An 18,866-nucleotide genomic window follows, 5' to 3' on the forward strand; every position below is an offset into this window, starting at 1 on the left:
TCATTATAGAACCCGCCGCTACCAAAGTATCAAAAATGCTGCTTACCCCCGCGGGCTCAGCGTCACGTACGGGATGATGCACTCTTCCAGGGAGATACCGCCGTGCTGGAACGTGTCCTTGTAGTAGTTCACGTAGTAGTTGTAGTTGTTGGGGTAGGCGAAGAAATAGTCGCCGACGGTGAAGACGTAGGCCGTGCTCACGTTTTCGCGGGGCAGGAATACGCGCTCCGGCTTGCGTACGGTGTACACGTCGCGGGAGTCGTCGAAGCCCAGGTTTTTGCCGTGCTTGTAGCGCAGGTTGGTGTTGGTGTTCCGGTCGCCCACAATCTTGTAGGGGCGGCGCACCCGAATGGTGCCGTGGTCGGTGGTGATGATGAGCTTGCCTTTCTTCTCGGCAATAACCTGCAACATCTCATACAAGGGCGAGTGCAGAAACCACGAGCGGGTGATGCTGCGGTACGCCGACTCATCGGCCGCCAGCTCCCGGATCATGGCCATGTCAGTGCGGGCGTGGGAAAGCATGTCCACGAAGTTGTAGACGATGACGTTGCACTTGTAGTTGTTGTGCAGGTTGCTCATTTTGCCCAGCAGGTCCTTGCCCGCCTGCAGGTTGGTCACCTTGTTGTAGCTGAACTTGTGCTTCTGGTTGGCCTTCTGGAACATGATTTCCATGAACTCGGCCTCGTGTAGGTTCTTGCCCTCGTCGTCGTCGTCCCACACCCACAGGTTGGGGTATTTCTTCTGAATTTCGCCCGGCATCATGCCCGAGAAGATGGCGTTGCGGGCGTAGGCCGTGGTAGTGGGCAGAATGCTGTAGTAGGTTTCCTCGGAGTCGACAGTGAACAGCTCGGCAATGATGGGCTCGAGCACCTTCCACTGGTCGTAGCGCAGGTTGTCGATAAGCACGAAGTACACGGGCTGGTCGCCGGTTTCCTTGAGCAGCGGGAATACGCGCTTCTGGAACAGCTCGTGCGACATGAGCGGAGCGTCCTTGTCGTCGCCGTTCACCCAGTCCTCGTAGTTCTCGGTGATGAAGCGGCCGAAGTACGTGTTGGCCTCATCCTTCTGCATATTGAAGACCTCAGCCATGCTCTTGCCTTCCGTCTCGTTGATTTCCAGCTCCCAGTACACCAGCTTCTTGTACACGTCGGCCCACTCTGAGGGCGAGAGGCGGTCGGAAAGCTGCATGCCCAGCTGGCGGAAGTCGCGCTGGTAGCCGGAGTTGGTGGCTTCGCTGATGAGGCGCTTATTGTCGAGCACCCGCTTCACCGACAGCAGAATCTGGTTGGGGTTAACGGGCTTGATGAGGTAATCGGCAATTTTGGCGCCGATGGCCGACTCCATGATGTGCTCTTCCTCGCTCTTGGTAATCATGACCACGGGCACGGTGGGCCGCACGGCTTTGATTTCGGTGAGGGTTTCGAGGCCCGTAAGGCCGGGCATGTTCTCGTCCAGAAATACGATATCGTAGGTTTTCTCCTGGATTTCCTCAATGGCATCGGCGCCGGAGTTGACGCCCGTCACGTCGTAGCCTTTTTCCTTGAGAAAGAGAATGTGGGGTTTCAGCAGGTCGATTTCGTCGTCGGCCCAGAGAATGGAGTATTGCATAGGTTGGGGTCTTGGGGTCTTGGGGTCTTGGGGTCTTGGTTTTTGGCCATTTCCATTTTTCCCAAGCTGTTTTAAATGCAGCAATGCGTAGGGCAAAGCAACTAGCTTTACCGTGAATCCGGTAAATAAGATACATTCTTGCATCGTCGTTTTTCACTAACCCCCGTTTCGGGAGCCGTATGTTCGATTTTCGCAAGCTGCGTATCTGGCAGAAAGGGCAGGAACTGACGTTGACTATCTACCGCATCACGCGCCATTTTCCCAAAGAAGAATTGTTTGGCCTGACCAGTCAGATGCGGCGCGCGGCGGCTTCGGTGCCCCACAACATTGCCAAAGGCTGCGGGCGACAATCAGCGCCCGACCTGCTGCGCTTTCTGACTATTGCCATGGGCTCGGCCAGCGAGCTGGCTTCACAGTTGCTCCTGGCCCAAGGGCTGGAGTATCTATCAACGGAAACCGCTGAACAATTATTGTCCGACACCGAAAAGCTGCGCCGTATGCTGACTGCCTACTATCAGATGGTAAAAGCCAACCTACCCGACCAGCGCGCCACGTAGTTTTACCAGGATTAACGCCTTTCCTTTACATTCCTTCAGCAATAACTGCTCGCTTCGGGCTTGGGTCGTTGGACAATCAAAGACCCTAAGACCCCAAGACCCTAAGACCCCAATGAACAAAAAGAAAATCTTCAACGACCCTGTGTACGGCTTCGTGACCATTCCCACGGAGCTGTTGTTTGACCTGATTGAGCATTCGTACTTTCAGCGGCTGCGGCGCATTCAGCAGCTGGGGCTTACCATGTTCGTGTACCCAGGGGCCCTGCACACGCGCTTTCACCACGCGCTGGGTGCCATGCACCTGATGACACTGGCGTTGCGCACGCTCAAGGATAAAGGGGTGAAGATTTCGGCCAAGGAAGGCGAGGCCGCCATGGCGGCCATTCTGCTCCACGACATCGGCCACGGCCCCCTCTCCCACGCCCTGGAGCGCAGCATTTTCCACGATGTGCACCACGAGCAGGTGAGTTTGCACCTGATGAAGAAGCTGAACGCGCAGTTTGGCGGGGCCCTGGCATTGGCCATCGAAATCTTCCAGGGCACCTACCACCGGCCGTTTTTCCACCAGCTGGTGAGCAGCCAGCTGGATATGGACCGGCTCGACTACCTCAACCGGGACTCGTTCTACACCGGCGTGCAGGAAGGCCGCCCCGGCGCCGACCGCCTCATCAAGATGCTCACGGTAGTGGACGAGCGGCTGGTGCTGGAGGAAAAAGCGGTGTACAGCATAGAGAACTTTCTGGTGAGCCGCCGCCTGATGTACTGGCAGGTGTACCTGCATAAAACCGTCACGTCGGCCGAACAGATGGTGATTCGGATTATGCAGCGCGCCCGGGATTTGGTGCGGGCTGGCGTGGCGGTGCCGGCTTCGCCCAACCTGCACTTTTTCCTTTCGCGCAACGTCACCCAGCAGGAGTTTGAGGCCGACGACCAGATCCTGCGCCGCTTCACCCGCCTCGACGATACCGACGTGTGGGGAGCGGTAAAGCTTTGGGCCGACCACCCCGACAAAGTGCTGAACTACCTGGCTCAAAGTATGCTCGACCGGCACCTGTTCAAGATTCAGCTGCAGGCCGAGCCGTTTGAGGAAGACTTCCAGCTGGGCATCGTGGAGCTGATTGCCGAGCACTTCCAGCTGCCGCCCGCCGATGCCGCCCAGCTGATGCTTACCGGGCGCATCAGCAACAACGCCTACGATGCCGACGGCCAGGACACCATCGACGTGCTGACCAAGCGCGGCCGGGTAGTGAACGTGGCCGAAGCCTCCGACCTGCCCAACATCAAAGCCCTGGGCCAGCGCGTGGAAAAGCACTACATCTGCTACCCCAAGGAGATACTATGAGGTAGTGCTTAGTGCTTGGTGCCTAGTGCTTAGAACAGCGGCTTGCTTATCCATGAACGACCTAAGCACCAAGCACCAAGCACTAAGCACGATTATTCCCTACTTTTGTCCTCCTATGGAATTTACGGTAGCCCAGGTAGCGGAAGTATTGCACGGCACAGTCGAAGGCGACGCCGCGCTACGCATTGATCGGCTGGCAAAAATCGAAGAGGCCCAGGCGGGCGCCATTACGTTTCTGGCCAACCCCAAGTACGAGCCCCAGCTTTATACCACCCACGCCACGGCCATAATTGTGAGCCGCACGCTGGAGCTGCGCCAGCCGGTGGCGGCCACGCTTATCCGCGTAGACGACCCTTACTCCTGCTTTACGGCTTTGCTGGAATTCTACCAGCAGAATGCCCGCACTGGCCGGCGCGGGGTGGAAGAGCCCGCCTTTCTGGGCCCCGGCTCCACCATCGGCGACAACCACTTCCGCGGTGCCTTCTCCTACATCGGGGAGAGCTGCGTGATTGGCCGCGACGTGCTGATTTTCCCCAACGCCACCATCGGCGACCGGTGCCGCATCGGCGACGGTACCGTGATTTACGCCGGCGCCAAGATTTACGCCGATACGGTGATTGGGGCCCGCTGCGTGGTGCACGCCGGCGCTGTTATCGGCTCCGATGGGTTCGGCTTTGCCCCCCAGCCTGATGGCTCCTACCGCCCCATTCCGCAGATTGGCAACGTGGTGCTGGAAGACAACGTGAGCATCGGCGCCAATGCCACCATCGACTGCGCGACGCTGGGCTCCACCATCATCCGGGAAGGCAGCAAAATCGATAACCTGGTGCAGATTGCCCACAACGTGGAAATCGGGCGTCACACCGTAGTAGCTTCGCAAACCGGCATTTCGGGCTCCACCAAAATCGGGGACTTCTGCGTGCTGGCCGGGCAGGCCGGGCTGGCCGGACACCTCACGCTGGCGAACCGCACCACCGTCACGGCCCAGTCGGGCGTGGGCAAGTCCATCAAGGAGGAAGGGGTATTGCTGCAAGGCTCCCCAGCCTTCGCCCTGCGCGACAGTCTGCGGGCCAACGCCATCTTCCGGCACCTGCCCGAACTGGAGCGCCGCGTCACCGCGCTGGAGCGCAACCAAACCGAACAGGAAAAGCCCTAGCTTTGCAGCCTATTTTGAGTTGTCAGTTGCCCGTTGTCCGTTGTCAGGCCCACCCCATTTCCGTGGCCCTTGCACCTGTCAACCGGCAACGGGCAACGGATAACTGACCAAATGAACGACAAGCAACATACCATCAAGGCTCCGGTGACGGTAAGCGGCATTGGGCTGCACACCGGCGTGGTGGCCACTATGACTTTCTGCCCGGCCCCCATCAACCACGGCTACAAGTTTCAGCGCATCGATTTGCCTGGTCAGCCCCTCGTGGACGCCGACGTGGACAACGTGGTGGATTTAAGCCGCGGCACCACCATCGAGCAGAACGGGGCCCGCGTAAATACCGTGGAGCACACGCTGGCCGCGCTGGTAGGGTTGCAGATTGACAACGTGCTGATTCAGCTGGATGGCCCCGAGCCGCCCATTATGGATGGCAGCAGCTACGAGTTCATCAAGCCCCTGCAGGAAGTAGGCCTGGAAGAACAGAACGCCCTGCGCAACTACTTCGAAATTCCCGACGAGGTGCGGTTCGTGGACAATGCCCGCGCCGTGGAAATTGCCGGCCTGCCCCTGAACGACTACCGCGTGACGGTGATGGTGGATTACAACTCCCCGGTGCTGGGCTCCCAGCACGCATCCCTCACCGACATAACCCAGTTTGCCTCCGAAATTGCTTCCTCACGCACCTTCTGCTTTCTGCACGAGCTGGAGGCTCTCTACAAGCAAAACCTCATCAAGGGCGGCGACCTGAGCAACGCCATTGTGGTGGTGGACCGCGTAGTGAGCGAGGATGAGCTGAGCGAGCTGGCTACCATGCTGGGCAAGCCCAAAGTGGCCGTAAAAAAGGAAGGCATCCTCAACAACGTGGACCTGCGCCACAAAAACGAGCCCGCCCGCCACAAGCTCCTCGACCTGATTGGGGACCTGGCCCTGGTAGGCCGCCCGCTGAAGGGCCAGATCCTGGCCGCCCGGCCCGGCCACGCCGCCAACGTGGCCTTTGCCAAGAAAATCAAGAAGAAGATGCTGGAGGCCAACACCTCCCCGGTGCCCACCTACGACCCTTCGCGGGAGCCGGTGATGGACATCAACCGCATCAGCCAGATTCTGCCGCACCGCTACCCTTTCCTGCTCATCGACAAGATTATTCACCTCGACGCCAACACGGTGACGGGCGTGAAGAACGTGACGATGAACGAGCCATTCTTTCCTGGTCACTTTCCCGGCAACCCCATTATGCCCGGCGTGCTACAGATTGAAGCTATGGCCCAGACCGGCGGCATTCTGGTACTCAACACCGTGCCTGACCCGGAGAATTACTGGACGTACTTTATGGGCATTGAGAGTTGCCGCTTCCGTCGCAAAGTATTGCCCGGCGACACCATCATTTTCAAGTGCCATTTGTTAGCACCTATCAAGCGGGGCATTGCCAAGATGAGCGGCAAGGCTTTCGTGAATGGCAAAGTGGTGATGGAGGCCGAAATGACCGCCAGCATCGTCCGCAAAGACGCCTGATTTTGAATTAGTAATTAATAATTGAGAATGAATAATTCTCGGACGAAAAGCGCGTTTCGCTTCGTTGAGACAATTCTTAATTATTAATTCTTAATTACTAATTACTCCTTCCCCGAATGAACCAGCCGCTCGCCTATATCCACCCCGAGGCCATTATTGCGCAGAACGTCGTAGTAGAGCCGTTTACCACGATTGACAAGGACGTGGAAATCGGGGAAGGCACCTGGATTGGCCCCAACGTGACCATTATGGCCGGGGCCCGTATTGGCAAAAACTGCAAGGTTTTCCCCGGCGCGGTGATTTCGGCCATGCCCCAGGACCTGAAGTTTGCGGGCGAAAAAACCACTGCCCACATCGGCGACAACACCGTGATTCGGGAGTGCGTGACGATAAACCGCGGGACCATAGACAAGCTCAAGACCGTGGTAGGCGCCAACTGCCTGATTATGGCCTACGTACATGTGGCTCACGACTGTGTAATCGGCAACAACTGCATCCTGGCCAACACGGTGCAGGTAGCCGGCCACGTCGAAATCGGCGACTACGCCATTATTGGCGGCTCCTCGTCCATCCATCAGTTCGTGCACATCGGCGCCCACGCCATGATTTCGGGCGGCTCGTTGATTCGTAAGGACGTGCCCCCGTTCGTGAAGGCCGGCCGCGAGCCGCTCAGCTACGCGGGCATCAATTCCATCGGGCTGCGCCGCCGGGGCTTCTCCGACCAGAAGATTGCCGAAATCCAGCAGCTCTACCGCCTGCTATTCCTGAGCGGGCTGAACAACAATGCCGCCCTCGATCAGATTGAGCTGGAGTTGGCCCCCTCGCCCGAGCGCGACGAAGTAGTGAACTTCATCCGCAACTCCGGCCGGGGCGTTATCAAAGGCTACTCGCGCAACGGCAACGGCAGCGGAGAGTAATAGCCTTCAGCTAACAGCTATGCAGATTGAGGCCCAAGGGCTGGGAAAGCGCTTCGTGCGCGAGTGGATTTTCCGGGGCCTGACGCACACTTTCCGGCCGGGCACGGCCACGGCCATTCTGGGCCCGAACGGCGCGGGCAAAAGTACCCTGCTCAACACCTTGTCGGGCCAGCTGCTGGCTTCCGAAGGCACGCTGGCGTACTCGCGGGGTGGGCAGAAAGTGGCCGTGGAAAACGTACCACCATTGCTAGCCTACGCCGCGCCCTACCTGGAGCTGATTGAGGAACTGACGCTCACGGAGCTGCTGCAGTTTCATACGCGCTTCAAGCCGTTGCGGCCCGGTTTCTCCCCGGCGCGGCTTATCGAGCTGATGTACCTGGATAAGTCGCGCCACAAGCTGGTACGGGACTTTTCTTCCGGCATGAAGCAGCGCCTCAAGCTGGCCCTGGCCCTCTACTCCGACGCTCCGCTCCTGCTCCTCGATGAGCCTACCACCAACCTCGACCGCACCGGTGTAGCCTGGTATCAGGAGCACGTGCGCGCCACACTGGCGGGGCGTCTGGTATTGGTGTCGAGCAACGTACCGGAGGAGTATGACTTCTGCCAGGAGCAACTCAATATCACCGATTTCGGGGCCCAGGCCGCCCGTTGATTTTCCGGCTACTCTCGTATTTTTGGGTAAAGCCCCTTCGTTATGCCTGCCCAGCTTCCACTCTACAGTTAGCCGGACGCCAAGATTAGCTTACTGGATTGAGGATACCACAGCCTAGCATCCCCGGAAATACCGCGCTGATTTGCCCTGTCAGAACCCTACTTTGCTGGCCAACGCAACCTTCGCAACCCCTGCGCCCGTATCTTTGCCGCCCGTGCACCGCATTTTCTTCTTCGATTTTTCACTCTTTACTGCCTTAGCAAGGCCATGAGACAATACGACAACCTCGACGACGATTTCCTCGATGATGACGACGAGCTGGATAGCTTCGCCAAAACCGGCGGCAGCAAAACCCGCGGCTCCTCCGAGGACCAGCTTTCGGCCAAGTACGCCGACTATCTGATGTGGCGCGACACGGGCTCCTCCCACGACGAGGCCCTGGACCTGGCCAGTATGACCGAAGAAGAGTACACCACCGCCGAAGCGGCCGAAGACCCCGACAGCAGCCGCGGCTTCAGTTCCTTGGACGACGAGGACGAAGATGCCTTTGACGACCTCGACGATGACGACAGCTTCGGCAGCCGCAGCAGCAAAAGCAAAGGCCGATACGACGATGACGACTACTAGAGCTTAGAGCTTAGAGCTTAGAGCTTAGAGCTTAGAGCTTAGAGCTTAGAGCTTAGAATGTATCAAAAAGGCCCCGCAATGGTTGTCGCGGGGCCTTTTCTTTTTCTGTGGATGAGACAATGACTCTGATCCTATGCACAGGCGCTAACCCTATTTCCGGCCGAACACGCGCTTGAGCAGCTCGGTGGTGCGGGCAATGGGGTTTTCACGGATGTTGGCTTCTTCCTGGGCAATGAGCGTGAACAGCCCGTCGATGGCCTTGCCGGTGGCGTACTGGTTCAGGTCGGTTTGCACGGGCTTCACCAGCGGAATCTGGTTGTAGCGCGTGGTGAGGCTGGTGTAGTAGCGCGTGGCCCCCACTTTATCGAGGCTCTGCTGGATGATGGGCTGGAAGGCCGTGGTGAGCTGCGCGGTGGTGGTGCGCTTGAGGTACTGCGTGGCCGCGTCCTTCTCCCCCGTCAGGATATTCCATACGTCGGAAAAGGTGAGGCTCTTGATGGCGGAAATGAAGATGGGCTTGGCGCTTTTAGCCGCGTCTTCGGCGCCCCGGTTCAAGCTCAGCTCAAACTTATCGACTTCTGCGCCCAGGCCAATTTTGCGGAGCGTGGTAGCCACGCGTTGGGCATCGGCGGGGAAAGGAATACGAATCAGGTTGTTGAGGTAGAAGCCGTCCTGCTGCGAGGCCTGGTCGGCGCCTTTGCTGATGCCCTGCACCAGCGCTTCCTTCAGGCCACTGGCGGCTTCCTGTTGCGTAACCGCGCCGGTTTGGGTAGTAGAAGTTGGCTTGGGTAGCGTGATGCTCCCTACGCGGGGCAGCGTAATAGTCTGGGCGCAGGCGGAGAAGCTTAGGCTGGCGCCCAAAGCCAAAATCAGCGAATAGCGAAAGTTTTTCATAAATCGAAGCGGCAAAGGTCGGTTGGCTGTACGGCAGCCTGGGCCGCCCGTTTGCATAAACCGGACCAGTTTTTTGTTGTTTGCTGCTAGTTACGAGTTGCCAGTCGAAACCAAGCCCGGCAACCGACTACCAGCCACTTACCGCCGACTACAAGCCTCGAAACCCCGACAATCCTTCCCTTCACCCCACGTCACGTACTCATGCAGCCAGTCCCCACGGCCGAAATCATTACCATCGGCGACGAACTTCTATACGGCCAGGTTATCGACACCAACTCGGCCTTTCTGGGCCAGGAGTTGGGCAAGCTCGGCATCCGGGTACGACAGATTACCAGCGTCTCCGACCGCGCCGACGAAATTGTGACGGCGCTGGACCTGGCCCGCACCCGCGCCAATGTGGTGCTGACCACCGGCGGCCTGGGCCCCACCAAAGACGACCTGACCAAGCACATCCTCACCCGCTACTTCAACACGGAGCTGGTTCTCGACGAGCCGTCGTTGCGCAACGTGGAGGCCATCTTCGCCCGCTTCAACCGACCCGTCACGGAAGTCAACCGCCAGCAGGCGTTTCTGCCCGCCTCCTGCGTGCCCGTGCCTAACGCTATGGGTACCGCGCCCGGCATGTGGTTCGAGGACCAGGGCACCGTGTTTGTGAGCATGCCCGGCGTGCCCTTCGAGATGAAGCGCATGATGACTGACACCGTGCTGCCCCGTTTGGCCGCGCACTTCCAGGTGCCGCCCATCGAGCACATTGTGGTACAGACTGCCGGCCTGGGCGAGTCGATGCTGGCCGAGCAGATTGCCGACTGGGAAGACGCCCTGCCCGCCAACGTGAAGCTGGCTTACCTGCCTTCGCTGGGGGCCGTGCGCCTGCGCCTCACCGGCACCGACGACGGACAGCCCGACCTGCGCGGCCGCATGGAAGCCCTGCTACCGGCTTTGCGCGCGCAGCTCGGCTCACACATTTTCGCCGAAACCGACATCCCACTGGAGCAGGCCGTGGGCCAGCTGCTGGCCGCGCGGGGCCTCACGGTGAGCACCGCCGAGAGCTGCACCGGCGGCTATCTGGCCCACAAGCTCACGAGCGTAGCGGGCAGCTCCCAATATTTCCGGGGTAGCGTGGTGGCGTATCATAACGACATCAAAATCAACCGGCTGGGAGTGCTGCCTGAAACCCTGGCTGCACATGGGGCCGTGAGCGAGGAAGTGGTGCGCCAGATGGCCGAGGGCGCCCGCCAGCGTCTGGGCACCGACGTGGCCTTGGCTACCAGTGGCATTGCTGGTCCCGATGGCGGCACCGAGGAAAAGCCCGTGGGCACCTTCTGGCTGGCCTACGCCGACGAGCACCAGACCATAGCCCGCAAAATCGCGTTCAACCGCAGCCGTCAGCTCAACATTGAGTACGTGACGCACGCCCTGCTCAACCTCTTGCGCCTCAGCTTGCCCGCCGCCGAGTAGCAGTCTGCCAAGGCTGGGTTGGAATCGGCATTGGCGCGCCCGGTCAAAAAGGCTACCTTTGACCGGTTTTTCGGCCCACCCACCCAAGCTTAGTGGACCGGAGCTGCAGTTCTGCCCCCAACCCAATCCCCCCAACTTTACATTTTCTGATTACGCATGGCACGAGTGGAAATGGTGATGCCCAAAATGGGCGAAAGCATTATGGAAGGCACCGTCCTGAAATGGCTCAAACAAGTAGGTGAAGCCATTGAGCAGGACGAGTCGGTGCTGGAAGTAGCTACCGACAAGGTAGATACCGAGGTACCCGCCATTCATGCCGGCGTGCTGCAGGAAATTCTGGTGCAGGAAGGCCAGGTAGTGGCCGTGGGCGCACCTATTGCCATCATCGAAACCGACGCGGCCAGCGCCGGCGCAGCGGCACCCACCGCCGCGGCTCCTGCTGCCGAACCAGCCGCCAGCAACGGCGCTGCCACGACTCCCGAGGTTCCTTATCTGCCCGAGCCGCACGACCCGCAGGCCAATCAGCAAACCGCTGTAGCCCAGCCCGGCCGCTTCTACTCCCCACTGGTGCTCAGCATTGCCCGCGAAGAAGGCATTTCTATGACGGACCTCGAGTGCCTGCCCGGCACCGGCTCCGAGGGCCGCGTCACCAAGAAAGACATCCTCGACTACGTAGCCGGCGGCAAAGAGCCCCTGGCGGCAGCCCCCGCACCCGCGGCAGCTACCGCAACTGCTCCTGCCGCCACTCCGTCGCCCGCCCCGCAAGCGCCCCCAGCTGCAGCCCAAGTCCCCAAGTCCCCAAGTCCCCAAGTCCCCACGAGCAAACCCGCGCCTTCGGTAAGCGGCGGACAGGAGCTGGTGGAAATGGACCGGATGCGCAAGATGATTGCCCAACGCATGGTGGACTCCAAGCGCATTTCGCCCCACGTGACGAGCTTCGTGGAAGCCGACGTGACCGAAATCGTGAACTGGCGCAACAAGCACAAGGATGCCTACAAAAAGCGCGAGGGCGAAAACCTCACCTTCACGCCCATCTTCGTGCAGGCCATTGCCCGCGCCATCCAGGACTTCCCGATGATCAACGTGTCGATTGATGGGGACTACATCATCAAGAAGCGCGACATCAACGTGGGCGTGGCCGTGGCGCTGCCCTCGGGCAACCTCATCGTGCCAGTGATTCACAACGCCGACCAGCTGAACCTGAACGGCCTGACCAAGCGCGTAAACGACCTGGCCGCCCGGGCCCGGGCCAATAAGCTCAAGCCCGAAGACCTGGAAGGCGGGACGTATACCCTCTCCAACGTGGGCTCTTTCGGCAACGTGATGGGCACGCCCATCATCATGCAGCCGCAGGTGGCCATCATGGCCGTGGGCGCCATTAAGAAGAAGCCGGCCGTGATTGAAACGCCTCAGGGTGACCTGATTGGCATCCGTCACTTCATGTTCCTCTCGCACTCCTACGACCACCGCGTGGTGGATGGTTCGCTGGGTGGCATGTTCGTTCGCAAAGTGGCCGACTACCTCGAGCAGTTCGACCCCAACACGGCCATCTAGCCGCTTTGTCAGGCGTCAAGTCAAGATGACGCATCACTAACTTACCAGACAGGGCGAGGCAACTGCTTCGCCCTGCTTTTTGCCCATGAACAAAGTACTTTCCCTGGCCGCCCTGCTCATTGCCCTCGGCCTGATCCTGTTTTTGTATCAGCAGCTCAACACCACCGAAAAGGCGTTGAAGCTGGCCGAAAAGCGGTTTGCCGACTGCGAACAAGTCAATTTCCAACTGCAGAACCAACTCATGCTGGTGAAACGCGGGGACATACCTGACAGTCTGAAGGTGAAGCAGTAACAAGTATTTAGTGCCTGGTGCTTACGTTGCCGGAGCCACCGGACTATTCGCTCATATAATAACAGAACGCCCCACCGACATACATCGTGGGGCGTTCTGTTTTAAGTCGTCTGCGGATTGGTGGAGCAGGTAGTAGCGGCACGACATGGGGTGGGTATTGCCTTGGCCCGGGCACCTGCGCCGCCGCCAGACTGCGCAACGGCGGGCAGGGGCAAGCCCCGCCCCTACAATTGCCGGCCCGTTACCTGTGCCAAGCACGAAGCTCCAACCTCTACGGGCGGCCGCCGCTTTGCTGGGCGGGCGCTTCGGTGGGGGCGCCGCCACCATCCTTCAGGTCGTCGTTGTTGACGGACTTCTTGCGCCGCTGCGGGGCCATGCTCATCTTGCCGATGCGGTAGCTGAGGGTAGCCCGCACGCTGGTACGGTGCAGTACGTTCAGGCTGTTCTGGTCGAGCAGCGGTGAGCTTACCTCGCTGCGAATGCGCCACTTGGGCGTGAAGAAGTTGTCGGCGCCGATGCCGAAGGAGCCTTTCTTGTCGGCGAAGTCCTTTTTCAGGCTGAGGCTGTACACGCCGATGCCGCCCTGGTAGCCCTGGAGCTGCACCTGACGGCCCCGGTAGAAGGAGAAGAACTGCAGGCCCCAGCCCTTGGTGAAGTTGTAGCTGCCCATGAGGCGGCCGCTGGCTACCCAGCCCTTGTTGCTGGCCGAGAAGCGCACGTCGGTGGTATTGTTGTCGAGCACGGCGTAGTACACATCCACGCCGCCGCCCACGGTGAGCTTGTTGTTCAGGTTCACGTTGGCAAACACGCTGGTGCCGTAGGCGTTTTCGGTGCCGATGTTGCCGTAGCCCGTCCGGATGGTGTCGCCGTTGGCGCTGGCCGTGCGGATGGGCTGGATGGAGTTGTTGGTGTTGCGGGCGAAGGCCGTGAAGTTGAGCGAGGTCTGCTTGATAAAGGTGTTGTAGCCCAGTTCGAAGTTATTGGTGTACTCCGGGTCCAGCTTCGGGTTGCCCTCGGTGATGTTGACCGGGTTCTGGGCCTGGCGGTTGGGGTTCAGAAACTGCAACGACGGGCGCTGGATACGCTTATTGTAGGCCGCCTTCACGGTGTTGCCGTTCTTGAGCTTCTTCGACAGGTTTACGCTGGGAACCAGCACCCCGTAGCTCGGAATCTTAGCTACCTCCGAGGTTTCAAAGTTGGCGTCGATGGTGGTGTACTCGTAGCGGGTGCCCGCTTTCAGGGTGTAGTTCTCGCCGAAGCCCAGGGTGTAGGAAGCGTAGGCCGCCGCCACGTTCTGCCGGTAGGTAAAGACGTTGGATAAGCCCAGGCCCGGCTGCGGCTGCCCGTTGGTGAGGGTGGTGTAGTCACTTTCCACCTGACGGGAAATATTCTTGCCACCAAGCTCCAATAATTGCTTGTCGCCCAGCGGTGTCTGGTAGTCAGCCTGCACCGTTACTTCCTGGTTGTAGCTGTCGTTGAGGTTGCGCAGCTCGGTACCGGCCTGGGCGCCCTCCAGGATGTCGTTGGTGAAGTCGTTCTGGCGGTTGTTGCGGCTGTACTGGGTTTGCAGGCTCAGCTCACGCTGGGGCAAAGCGAAGTTGTGGGTGTAGCCCAAACTCAAATCCAGGGTATTGGCCTTGTCGAACACCTTCACGTCGCGCACGGTGGCGGCGGGGTTGGTGGTGCCATCGAAGCGCTGGATGCTGGTGGTGAGGCCGTCCTGGTAGGTGGTGCCGTTGCGCATGCCCAGCTGGGCCGAGGCCGTGAGGAAGTTCTGCTTGTTGATGTCGTAGTCCCAGCCCAGGGAATAGCGCCCCCCGAACTGGTTGTTGCGCGTTTCGGCCGACTGTGTGGTGGTACTTAGCTTGGTGCGGGTGCTCAGGTCGTTGCCGGTGATGCTGTAGGTGGTCTGCTCGTTTTCGAAGGAGCCCGGCGTGTTATAGCCGCCACGCCCGCCCGCGTTCAGCGAGAAGCCCATCTTGCCAGCCCGGTACGAGGCCGACACGCCGGCGTCGGCAGCACGCAGCCCCCCGCTCACGCGCCCGTCCAGCGTAAATCCTTGCAGGTTGTTTTGCTTGGTGACGATGTTGATGATGCCGCCCGAGCCTTCGGCGTCGTACTTGGCCGAGGGCGCGGTAATTACCTCCACGCTCTTGATCTGGTCGGCCGGAATCTGCTTGAGGGCGTCGGCAATGGAGTTGGCCGCAATGGTGCTGGGGCGGTTGTTGATGAGCACCCGGATGTTCTGGGAGCCGCGCAGGGTCACATTGCCGTCGAGGTCCACCGAGAGGCTGGGCACGCGGCGCAGCACGTCGGTGGCGTCGCCGCCCCGGGTGGTTTCGTCCTTCTCGGCGTTGTACACGGTGCGGTCTACCTTTTCCTCAATCAGGCTGCGCTGGCCTTCTACCACCACTTCCCCCAGCTTTTGGGTTGTAGACGCCAGCGTGACGGTACCCAGGGCCACGGTGTTGCCATCTTCGGTGATGACCACGCCCGGCTTTTCAATCTGCTGGTAGCCGATAAAGCTGATCTGCACAGTGTAGGTGCCGGCCGCCACGCGCGTGAGGACGAACTTGCCGTTGTCGTCGGCGGCGGTGCCATCCACGGGCTTGTTGGTGGCGGGGTCGAACAAGGCAATGGTGGCAAACGGCACCGGCTGCTTGCTGGTAGCATCGAGCACCGTGCCGGTGATGCGGCCGGTGCCTTCGCGGGGCTGAGCGGCGGGCCCGGCCGGGGCGCCGACAGGCCTTCCGGCACCGGCTGGGCGGGTAGCACCAGCGGGCCGCTCAGGGGCGGCGGGTTGCTGGGCAAAGGCCGCCGTACCCCCGGCGGTCAGTAAAATCAACAGAACAATTCGTTTCATATCAAAGAAAAACAGCCCCGGAGCTGGCTTTGTCAGCCTTCCAGTGCCTCAAAATTACGCGCCCACCAGGGCGCCCCAGCCGGATATCGACCAACGCCCGGCTTCCGGCGACTGATGCCGCCAAAGCCTCGCGCCAACCAGGCAGCGCGACACAGACACTTAGTTTGCCACCGAGGTGGCACGCGCCGCCAAAAAACCGCCAAAAACGGCTAATGTTCTTTCTCGCCACTCGCTTATCGGCTTTCTTCTGCAACTTTTGCAAGACCTCAGCTGCCGTTTTTCCTTCCCTGCCTCCCATTTCAGATGCGGGCGAAGCTCTGTCCAACGCGTTAGAAACACAGCCGGCTACTGGTGCGGGTAACCGCCAACACATCAACGCCCCCGCATGGCGCCCCTGGTTCGTTCGGAACCAAGATGCGCCACGCGGGGGCGTTGCTGGACGCAACAGGCAGAGGTTACCGGGCAGCTGCGGCCAGAGCCGGACGTGGACGCAGCAATTGGTACAGGCTGGCGGCGTGGCTGAACAGCACCACCGGCACAATAAACGTGGGTAACCACACGAAGGGGAAGCGCACCACGGCTACGTTGGGCTGCTCGAAGGCAAACTGCTGCGCAGGCGTAGGGGCCGTGAGCAGGGCCAGCGTTACGATAGTCCCCAACAACGCCAGGCTGCCCAGGTGCCAGGCCAGCAGCCCGCCGCGCCCCAGGCGCTGCCGCCGGTAGAGAGCGGCTACTACCGGGGCCGAGAGGCCGGCCAGTACGTCGAAGTTGCGGCCGGCAAAGGTCATCAGCTCGGGCACCAGGTGGGCGGCGGCCAGGCTGTATAGGCCTACCTCCACTCCTACCCGTACCACGCTTAGTTCCGCCAGTTCGGCCAGCGGCAGCCGCGCCACCGCCCGCCGTCCCGCCGTCCCGCCCCCGACAACAGCACAGCCGCCAGCACCAGCACGGTGGGCAAAATGCCCGCCACCACCAGGCGAGGGGGCAGAATTTCTAGGTTCTGCTGATAAAACCCCGCCAATGCCAGCCCACCTTGCAGTGCCAGCCAACCGCCCATCAGCAGCCAGTAGCGCCCCGTAGGCAAGCCTGCCCGGTGCAGTACCCGCACCAGCAGCACCGCCGTGGCCGCCGTGCAAATGATGAACAGCGCGCTCAACCACAGGGGCGCAGGGGCATGCAGGTACTGAAGATTGGCAGTGGGCATAAGAAGTACAGGAACCAGAAAATATGGACAGAACATATTGCCAAGCACAACTGAGGCATCCTGCGCACTGGCGGAGGCTGTTGCTCTCCCTCAGCGGGCAGAAAGCCTCAGTTGTGCTTGGGTTGATAAGAAGTGACTACGACTTCACGCCCAGTAGCATCAGCATAAAGGCAAACTGCCGGGCCGTGTCGTGGAGGGACTTGAAGCGGCCGGAGGCGCCCCCGTGGCCGGCAGCCATATCGGTGTGGAGCAGCAGCAGGTTGTTGTCGGTTTTGGTGGCGCGCAGCTTGGCAACCCACTTGGCGGGCTCGAAGTACTGCACCTGCGAGTCGTGCAGGCCCGTCGTCACAAGCATATTGGGGTAGGCCTGCGCTTTCACCTGGTCGTAGGGCGAGTAGGAAAGCATATAGTCGTAGAACTCCTTCTGGTTGGGGTTGCCCCACTCGTCGTACTCCCCGGTGGTGAGCGGAATGCTTTCGTCCAGCATCGTCGTCACCACATCCACGAAGGGCACGGCGGCCACCACGCCCTTGTAGTACTCGGGGTGCAGGTTCACGATGGCGCCCATCAGCAGGCCACCGGCCGAACCGCCCATGGCAAACAGCTTGCTGGCGGAGGTGTACTTCTGGTCGATGAGGAACTTGGAGCAGTCGGTGAAGTCGGTGAAGGTGTTTTTCTTCTTGAGCTTCTTGCCGTTTTCATACCACTGCCGGCCCAGCTCCTGCCCGCCCCGAATATGGCAGATGACGTAGGCAAAGCCCCGATCCAAGAGGCTCAGGCGGGCCGAGCTAAAGGCAGCATCCATTGAGAGGCCGTAGGAGCCGTAGGCGTACTGCAAGAGCGGGGCGCTACCATCTTTCTTAAACCCTTTACGATACACAATGGATAGCGGAATCTGCGTACCGTCGGCGGCCGGGGCGTAGGCACGCTCAGTCACGTAGTCTTCCTTGCGGAACCCACCCAGTACTACCTGCTCCTTGAGCAGCTGCTTGGTCTGGGCGGCCATGTCGTAGTCGTAAGTGGACGTGGGCGTGGTAAGCGAGGAGTAGCCGTAGCGCAGCACCGGCGTGTCAAACTCCGGGTTCATACCGATGAAGGCCGTGTAAGTGGGCTCACCGAAGTTGAGGTAATGTTCGGTCCCGTCCTGCCAGCGAATCACGCGCAGCCGCAGCAGACCTTCCTGCCGCTCTCCCAGCACGAGGTAGTCCCGAAACAGCTCCATGTTTTCCAGAAATACGTCGGCGCGGTGGGGAATCACTTCCTGCCAGCAGGCCTTGGCGGTATCCGTAACGGGGGTTTTGAGCAGGCGGAAGTTGGGCGCCCCAGCATTGGAAAGCACGTAGAAATCGAAGCCGAAGTGCTCTACTTCATATAAATGGTCTTCTTCCCGGGCCAGAAAAATCTGCAGCCCGGCAGTAGGCGCCGCAGCGGGCAGGTAGCGCACCTCCGCCGACATGGTGCTGCCCATATGCACAAAGATGAATTCCCGCGACTTGGAACGGCTCACGCCGGTGTAGAAAGTGTTGTCGGTTTCCTCGTACACCAGCACGTCGGTGGCCGGGTCGGTGCCGAGGGCGTGGCGGTACACCTGGTAGTCGAGTAAGGTGGCTTCGTCCTTTTTAGTGTAAAACACCGTTTGGTTGTCGGTGGCCCACACGGCATTGCCGCTGGTGTTCAAAATCTGCTCGGGGTACAGTTCGCCCGTAACCAGGTTGCGGAAGCGCAACGTGTACAGGCGGCGGCTGACCACATCCTCGGAGTAGGCCAGCACCTCGTTGTTGTCGCTCACCTCAAAGCCCCCGATGTGGTAATAGGCCTTGCCCGCGGCTAGTTCGTTGGCATTGAGCAGCACCTGCTCGGGCGCGGTCAGGCTGCCGGGCTTGCGGCAGTAAATCGGGTACTCGCTGCCTTCTTCGTAGCGGACGTAGTAGTAATAGCCATTGTCGCGGTACGGCACCGACTCATCCCGCTCCTGAATACGGCCTTTTATTTCCTGAAACAGGCTTTCCTGCAGGTCTTTCACCGGCGCCATCTGCTGCTCGAAGTAGGCGTTTTCGGCCCGCAAATAAGTGAGTACTTCCGGGTCTTCGGGCTGGTTGAGCCAGTAGTAGTCGTCGGTACGGGTGCCAAAGGGTGAGGTGAGCAGCTTGGGCTTGCGCGCCGCTATGGGAGGATTCATCATGGGCAAAGGCATTTCGAAGTGGGCGCCGGACAATAACAGGTATTGGCCAATTCT

Annotated in this window: 16 protein-coding genes; 10 read left to right on the plus strand and 6 right to left on the minus strand. The window is 60.2% G+C overall.

The features are described from left to right. Positions 1–42: 42 nt before the first annotated feature. Entirely contained in the window at positions 43–1,608 is a 1,566-nt protein-coding gene (locus tag LRS06_RS00790; RefSeq protein WP_196954604.1) for a PglZ domain-containing protein, read from the minus strand. A 179-nt stretch (positions 1,609–1,787) separates the two neighbouring features. Between LRS06_RS00790 and LRS06_RS00795 the strand changes: the two genes are divergently transcribed. From LRS06_RS00795 to LRS06_RS00825, 7 genes are all read left to right on the plus strand, one after another. Beyond that, the gene (locus LRS06_RS00795; protein ID WP_257869717.1) at positions 1,788–2,165 is read left to right on the plus strand and encodes a four helix bundle protein; all 378 of its coding nucleotides are present in this window, start codon (positions 1,788–1,790) and stop codon (positions 2,163–2,165) included. Between the two features lie 112 nt (positions 2,166–2,277). Next, complete coding sequence (locus LRS06_RS00800; RefSeq protein WP_257869718.1) at positions 2,278–3,507, plus strand: HD domain-containing protein; 1,230 nt, start codon at positions 2,278–2,280, stop codon at positions 3,505–3,507. Positions 3,508–3,622: 115 nt separating this feature from the next. After that, on the plus strand, positions 3,623–4,663 hold the full coding sequence (gene lpxD, locus LRS06_RS00805) for a UDP-3-O-(3-hydroxymyristoyl)glucosamine N-acyltransferase (RefSeq protein WP_257869719.1): 1,041 nt from the start codon (positions 3,623–3,625) through the stop codon (positions 4,661–4,663). A 111-nt stretch (positions 4,664–4,774) separates the two neighbouring features. Further along, positions 4,775–6,169 carry a bifunctional UDP-3-O-[3-hydroxymyristoyl] N-acetylglucosamine deacetylase/3-hydroxyacyl-ACP dehydratase gene (locus LRS06_RS00810; RefSeq protein ID WP_257869720.1) on the plus strand — a complete coding sequence of 465 codons (1,395 nt, stop codon included), beginning with the start codon at positions 4,775–4,777 and terminating at the stop codon, positions 6,167–6,169. 116 nt (positions 6,170–6,285) lie between these two features. Next, the gene (gene lpxA / locus LRS06_RS00815) at positions 6,286–7,086 is read left to right on the plus strand and encodes an acyl-ACP--UDP-N-acetylglucosamine O-acyltransferase (RefSeq protein ID WP_257869721.1); all 801 of its coding nucleotides are present in this window, start codon (positions 6,286–6,288) and stop codon (positions 7,084–7,086) included. Between the two features lie 19 nt (positions 7,087–7,105). Continuing rightward, positions 7,106–7,738 carry an ABC transporter ATP-binding protein gene (locus tag LRS06_RS00820; protein WP_257869722.1) on the plus strand — a complete coding sequence of 211 codons (633 nt, stop codon included), beginning with the start codon at positions 7,106–7,108 and terminating at the stop codon, positions 7,736–7,738. A gap of 267 nt (positions 7,739–8,005) precedes the next feature. Beyond that, a complete protein-coding gene (locus tag LRS06_RS00825) occupies positions 8,006–8,365 on the plus strand; it encodes a hypothetical protein (RefSeq protein WP_257869723.1) in 360 nt (119 codons plus the stop codon). A 150-nt stretch (positions 8,366–8,515) separates the two neighbouring features. Here the strand turns inward: LRS06_RS00825 and LRS06_RS00830 are convergent, their stop codons facing one another. Beyond that, positions 8,516–9,259, minus strand: coding sequence for a DUF4197 domain-containing protein (locus LRS06_RS00830; protein WP_257869724.1), 744 nt, complete (start codon positions 9,257–9,259; stop codon positions 8,516–8,518). Between the two features lie 201 nt (positions 9,260–9,460). On the opposite strand from LRS06_RS00830, the gene LRS06_RS00835 reads away from it, so the two are divergent. The 3 genes from LRS06_RS00835 to LRS06_RS00845 all read left to right on the plus strand — a co-directional run bounded on the left by LRS06_RS00835 (position 9,461) and on the right by LRS06_RS00845 (position 12,563). Further along, complete coding sequence (locus tag LRS06_RS00835; RefSeq protein WP_257869725.1) at positions 9,461–10,717, plus strand: competence/damage-inducible protein A; 1,257 nt, start codon at positions 9,461–9,463, stop codon at positions 10,715–10,717. A 156-nt stretch (positions 10,718–10,873) separates the two neighbouring features. Beyond that, positions 10,874–12,271: a dihydrolipoamide acetyltransferase family protein gene (locus LRS06_RS00840; RefSeq protein ID WP_257869726.1), complete on the plus strand. Its 1,398-nt coding sequence runs from the start codon at positions 10,874–10,876 to the stop codon at positions 12,269–12,271. 85 nt (positions 12,272–12,356) lie between these two features. Next, the gene (locus tag LRS06_RS00845; RefSeq protein WP_257869727.1) at positions 12,357–12,563 is read left to right on the plus strand and encodes a hypothetical protein; all 207 of its coding nucleotides are present in this window, start codon (positions 12,357–12,359) and stop codon (positions 12,561–12,563) included. A 271-nt stretch (positions 12,564–12,834) separates the two neighbouring features. On the opposite strand, the gene LRS06_RS00850 is transcribed toward LRS06_RS00845, so the two are convergent. The 4 genes from LRS06_RS00850 to LRS06_RS00865 form a co-directional block, all read right to left on the minus strand. Then, positions 12,835–15,426: a TonB-dependent receptor domain-containing protein gene (locus tag LRS06_RS00850; protein WP_257869728.1), complete on the minus strand. Its 2,592-nt coding sequence runs from the start codon at positions 15,424–15,426 to the stop codon at positions 12,835–12,837. A gap of 455 nt (positions 15,427–15,881) precedes the next feature. Beyond that, entirely contained in the window at positions 15,882–16,280 is a 399-nt protein-coding gene (locus tag LRS06_RS00855) for a hypothetical protein (RefSeq protein WP_257869729.1), read from the minus strand. Positions 16,281–16,282: 2 nt separating this feature from the next. Further along, positions 16,283–16,630: a hypothetical protein gene (locus LRS06_RS00860; RefSeq protein ID WP_257869730.1), complete on the minus strand. Its 348-nt coding sequence runs from the start codon at positions 16,628–16,630 to the stop codon at positions 16,283–16,285. Positions 16,631–16,766: 136 nt separating this feature from the next. Further along, on the minus strand, positions 16,767–18,812 hold the full coding sequence (locus LRS06_RS00865) for a S9 family peptidase (protein WP_257869731.1): 2,046 nt from the start codon (positions 18,810–18,812) through the stop codon (positions 16,767–16,769). Between the last annotated feature and the right edge of the window lie 54 nt (positions 18,813–18,866).

It is taken from the genome of Hymenobacter sp. J193 (genome assembly GCF_024700075.1).
In the GTDB taxonomy this organism is placed as follows: Bacteria; Bacteroidota; Bacteroidia; order Cytophagales; family Hymenobacteraceae; genus Hymenobacter.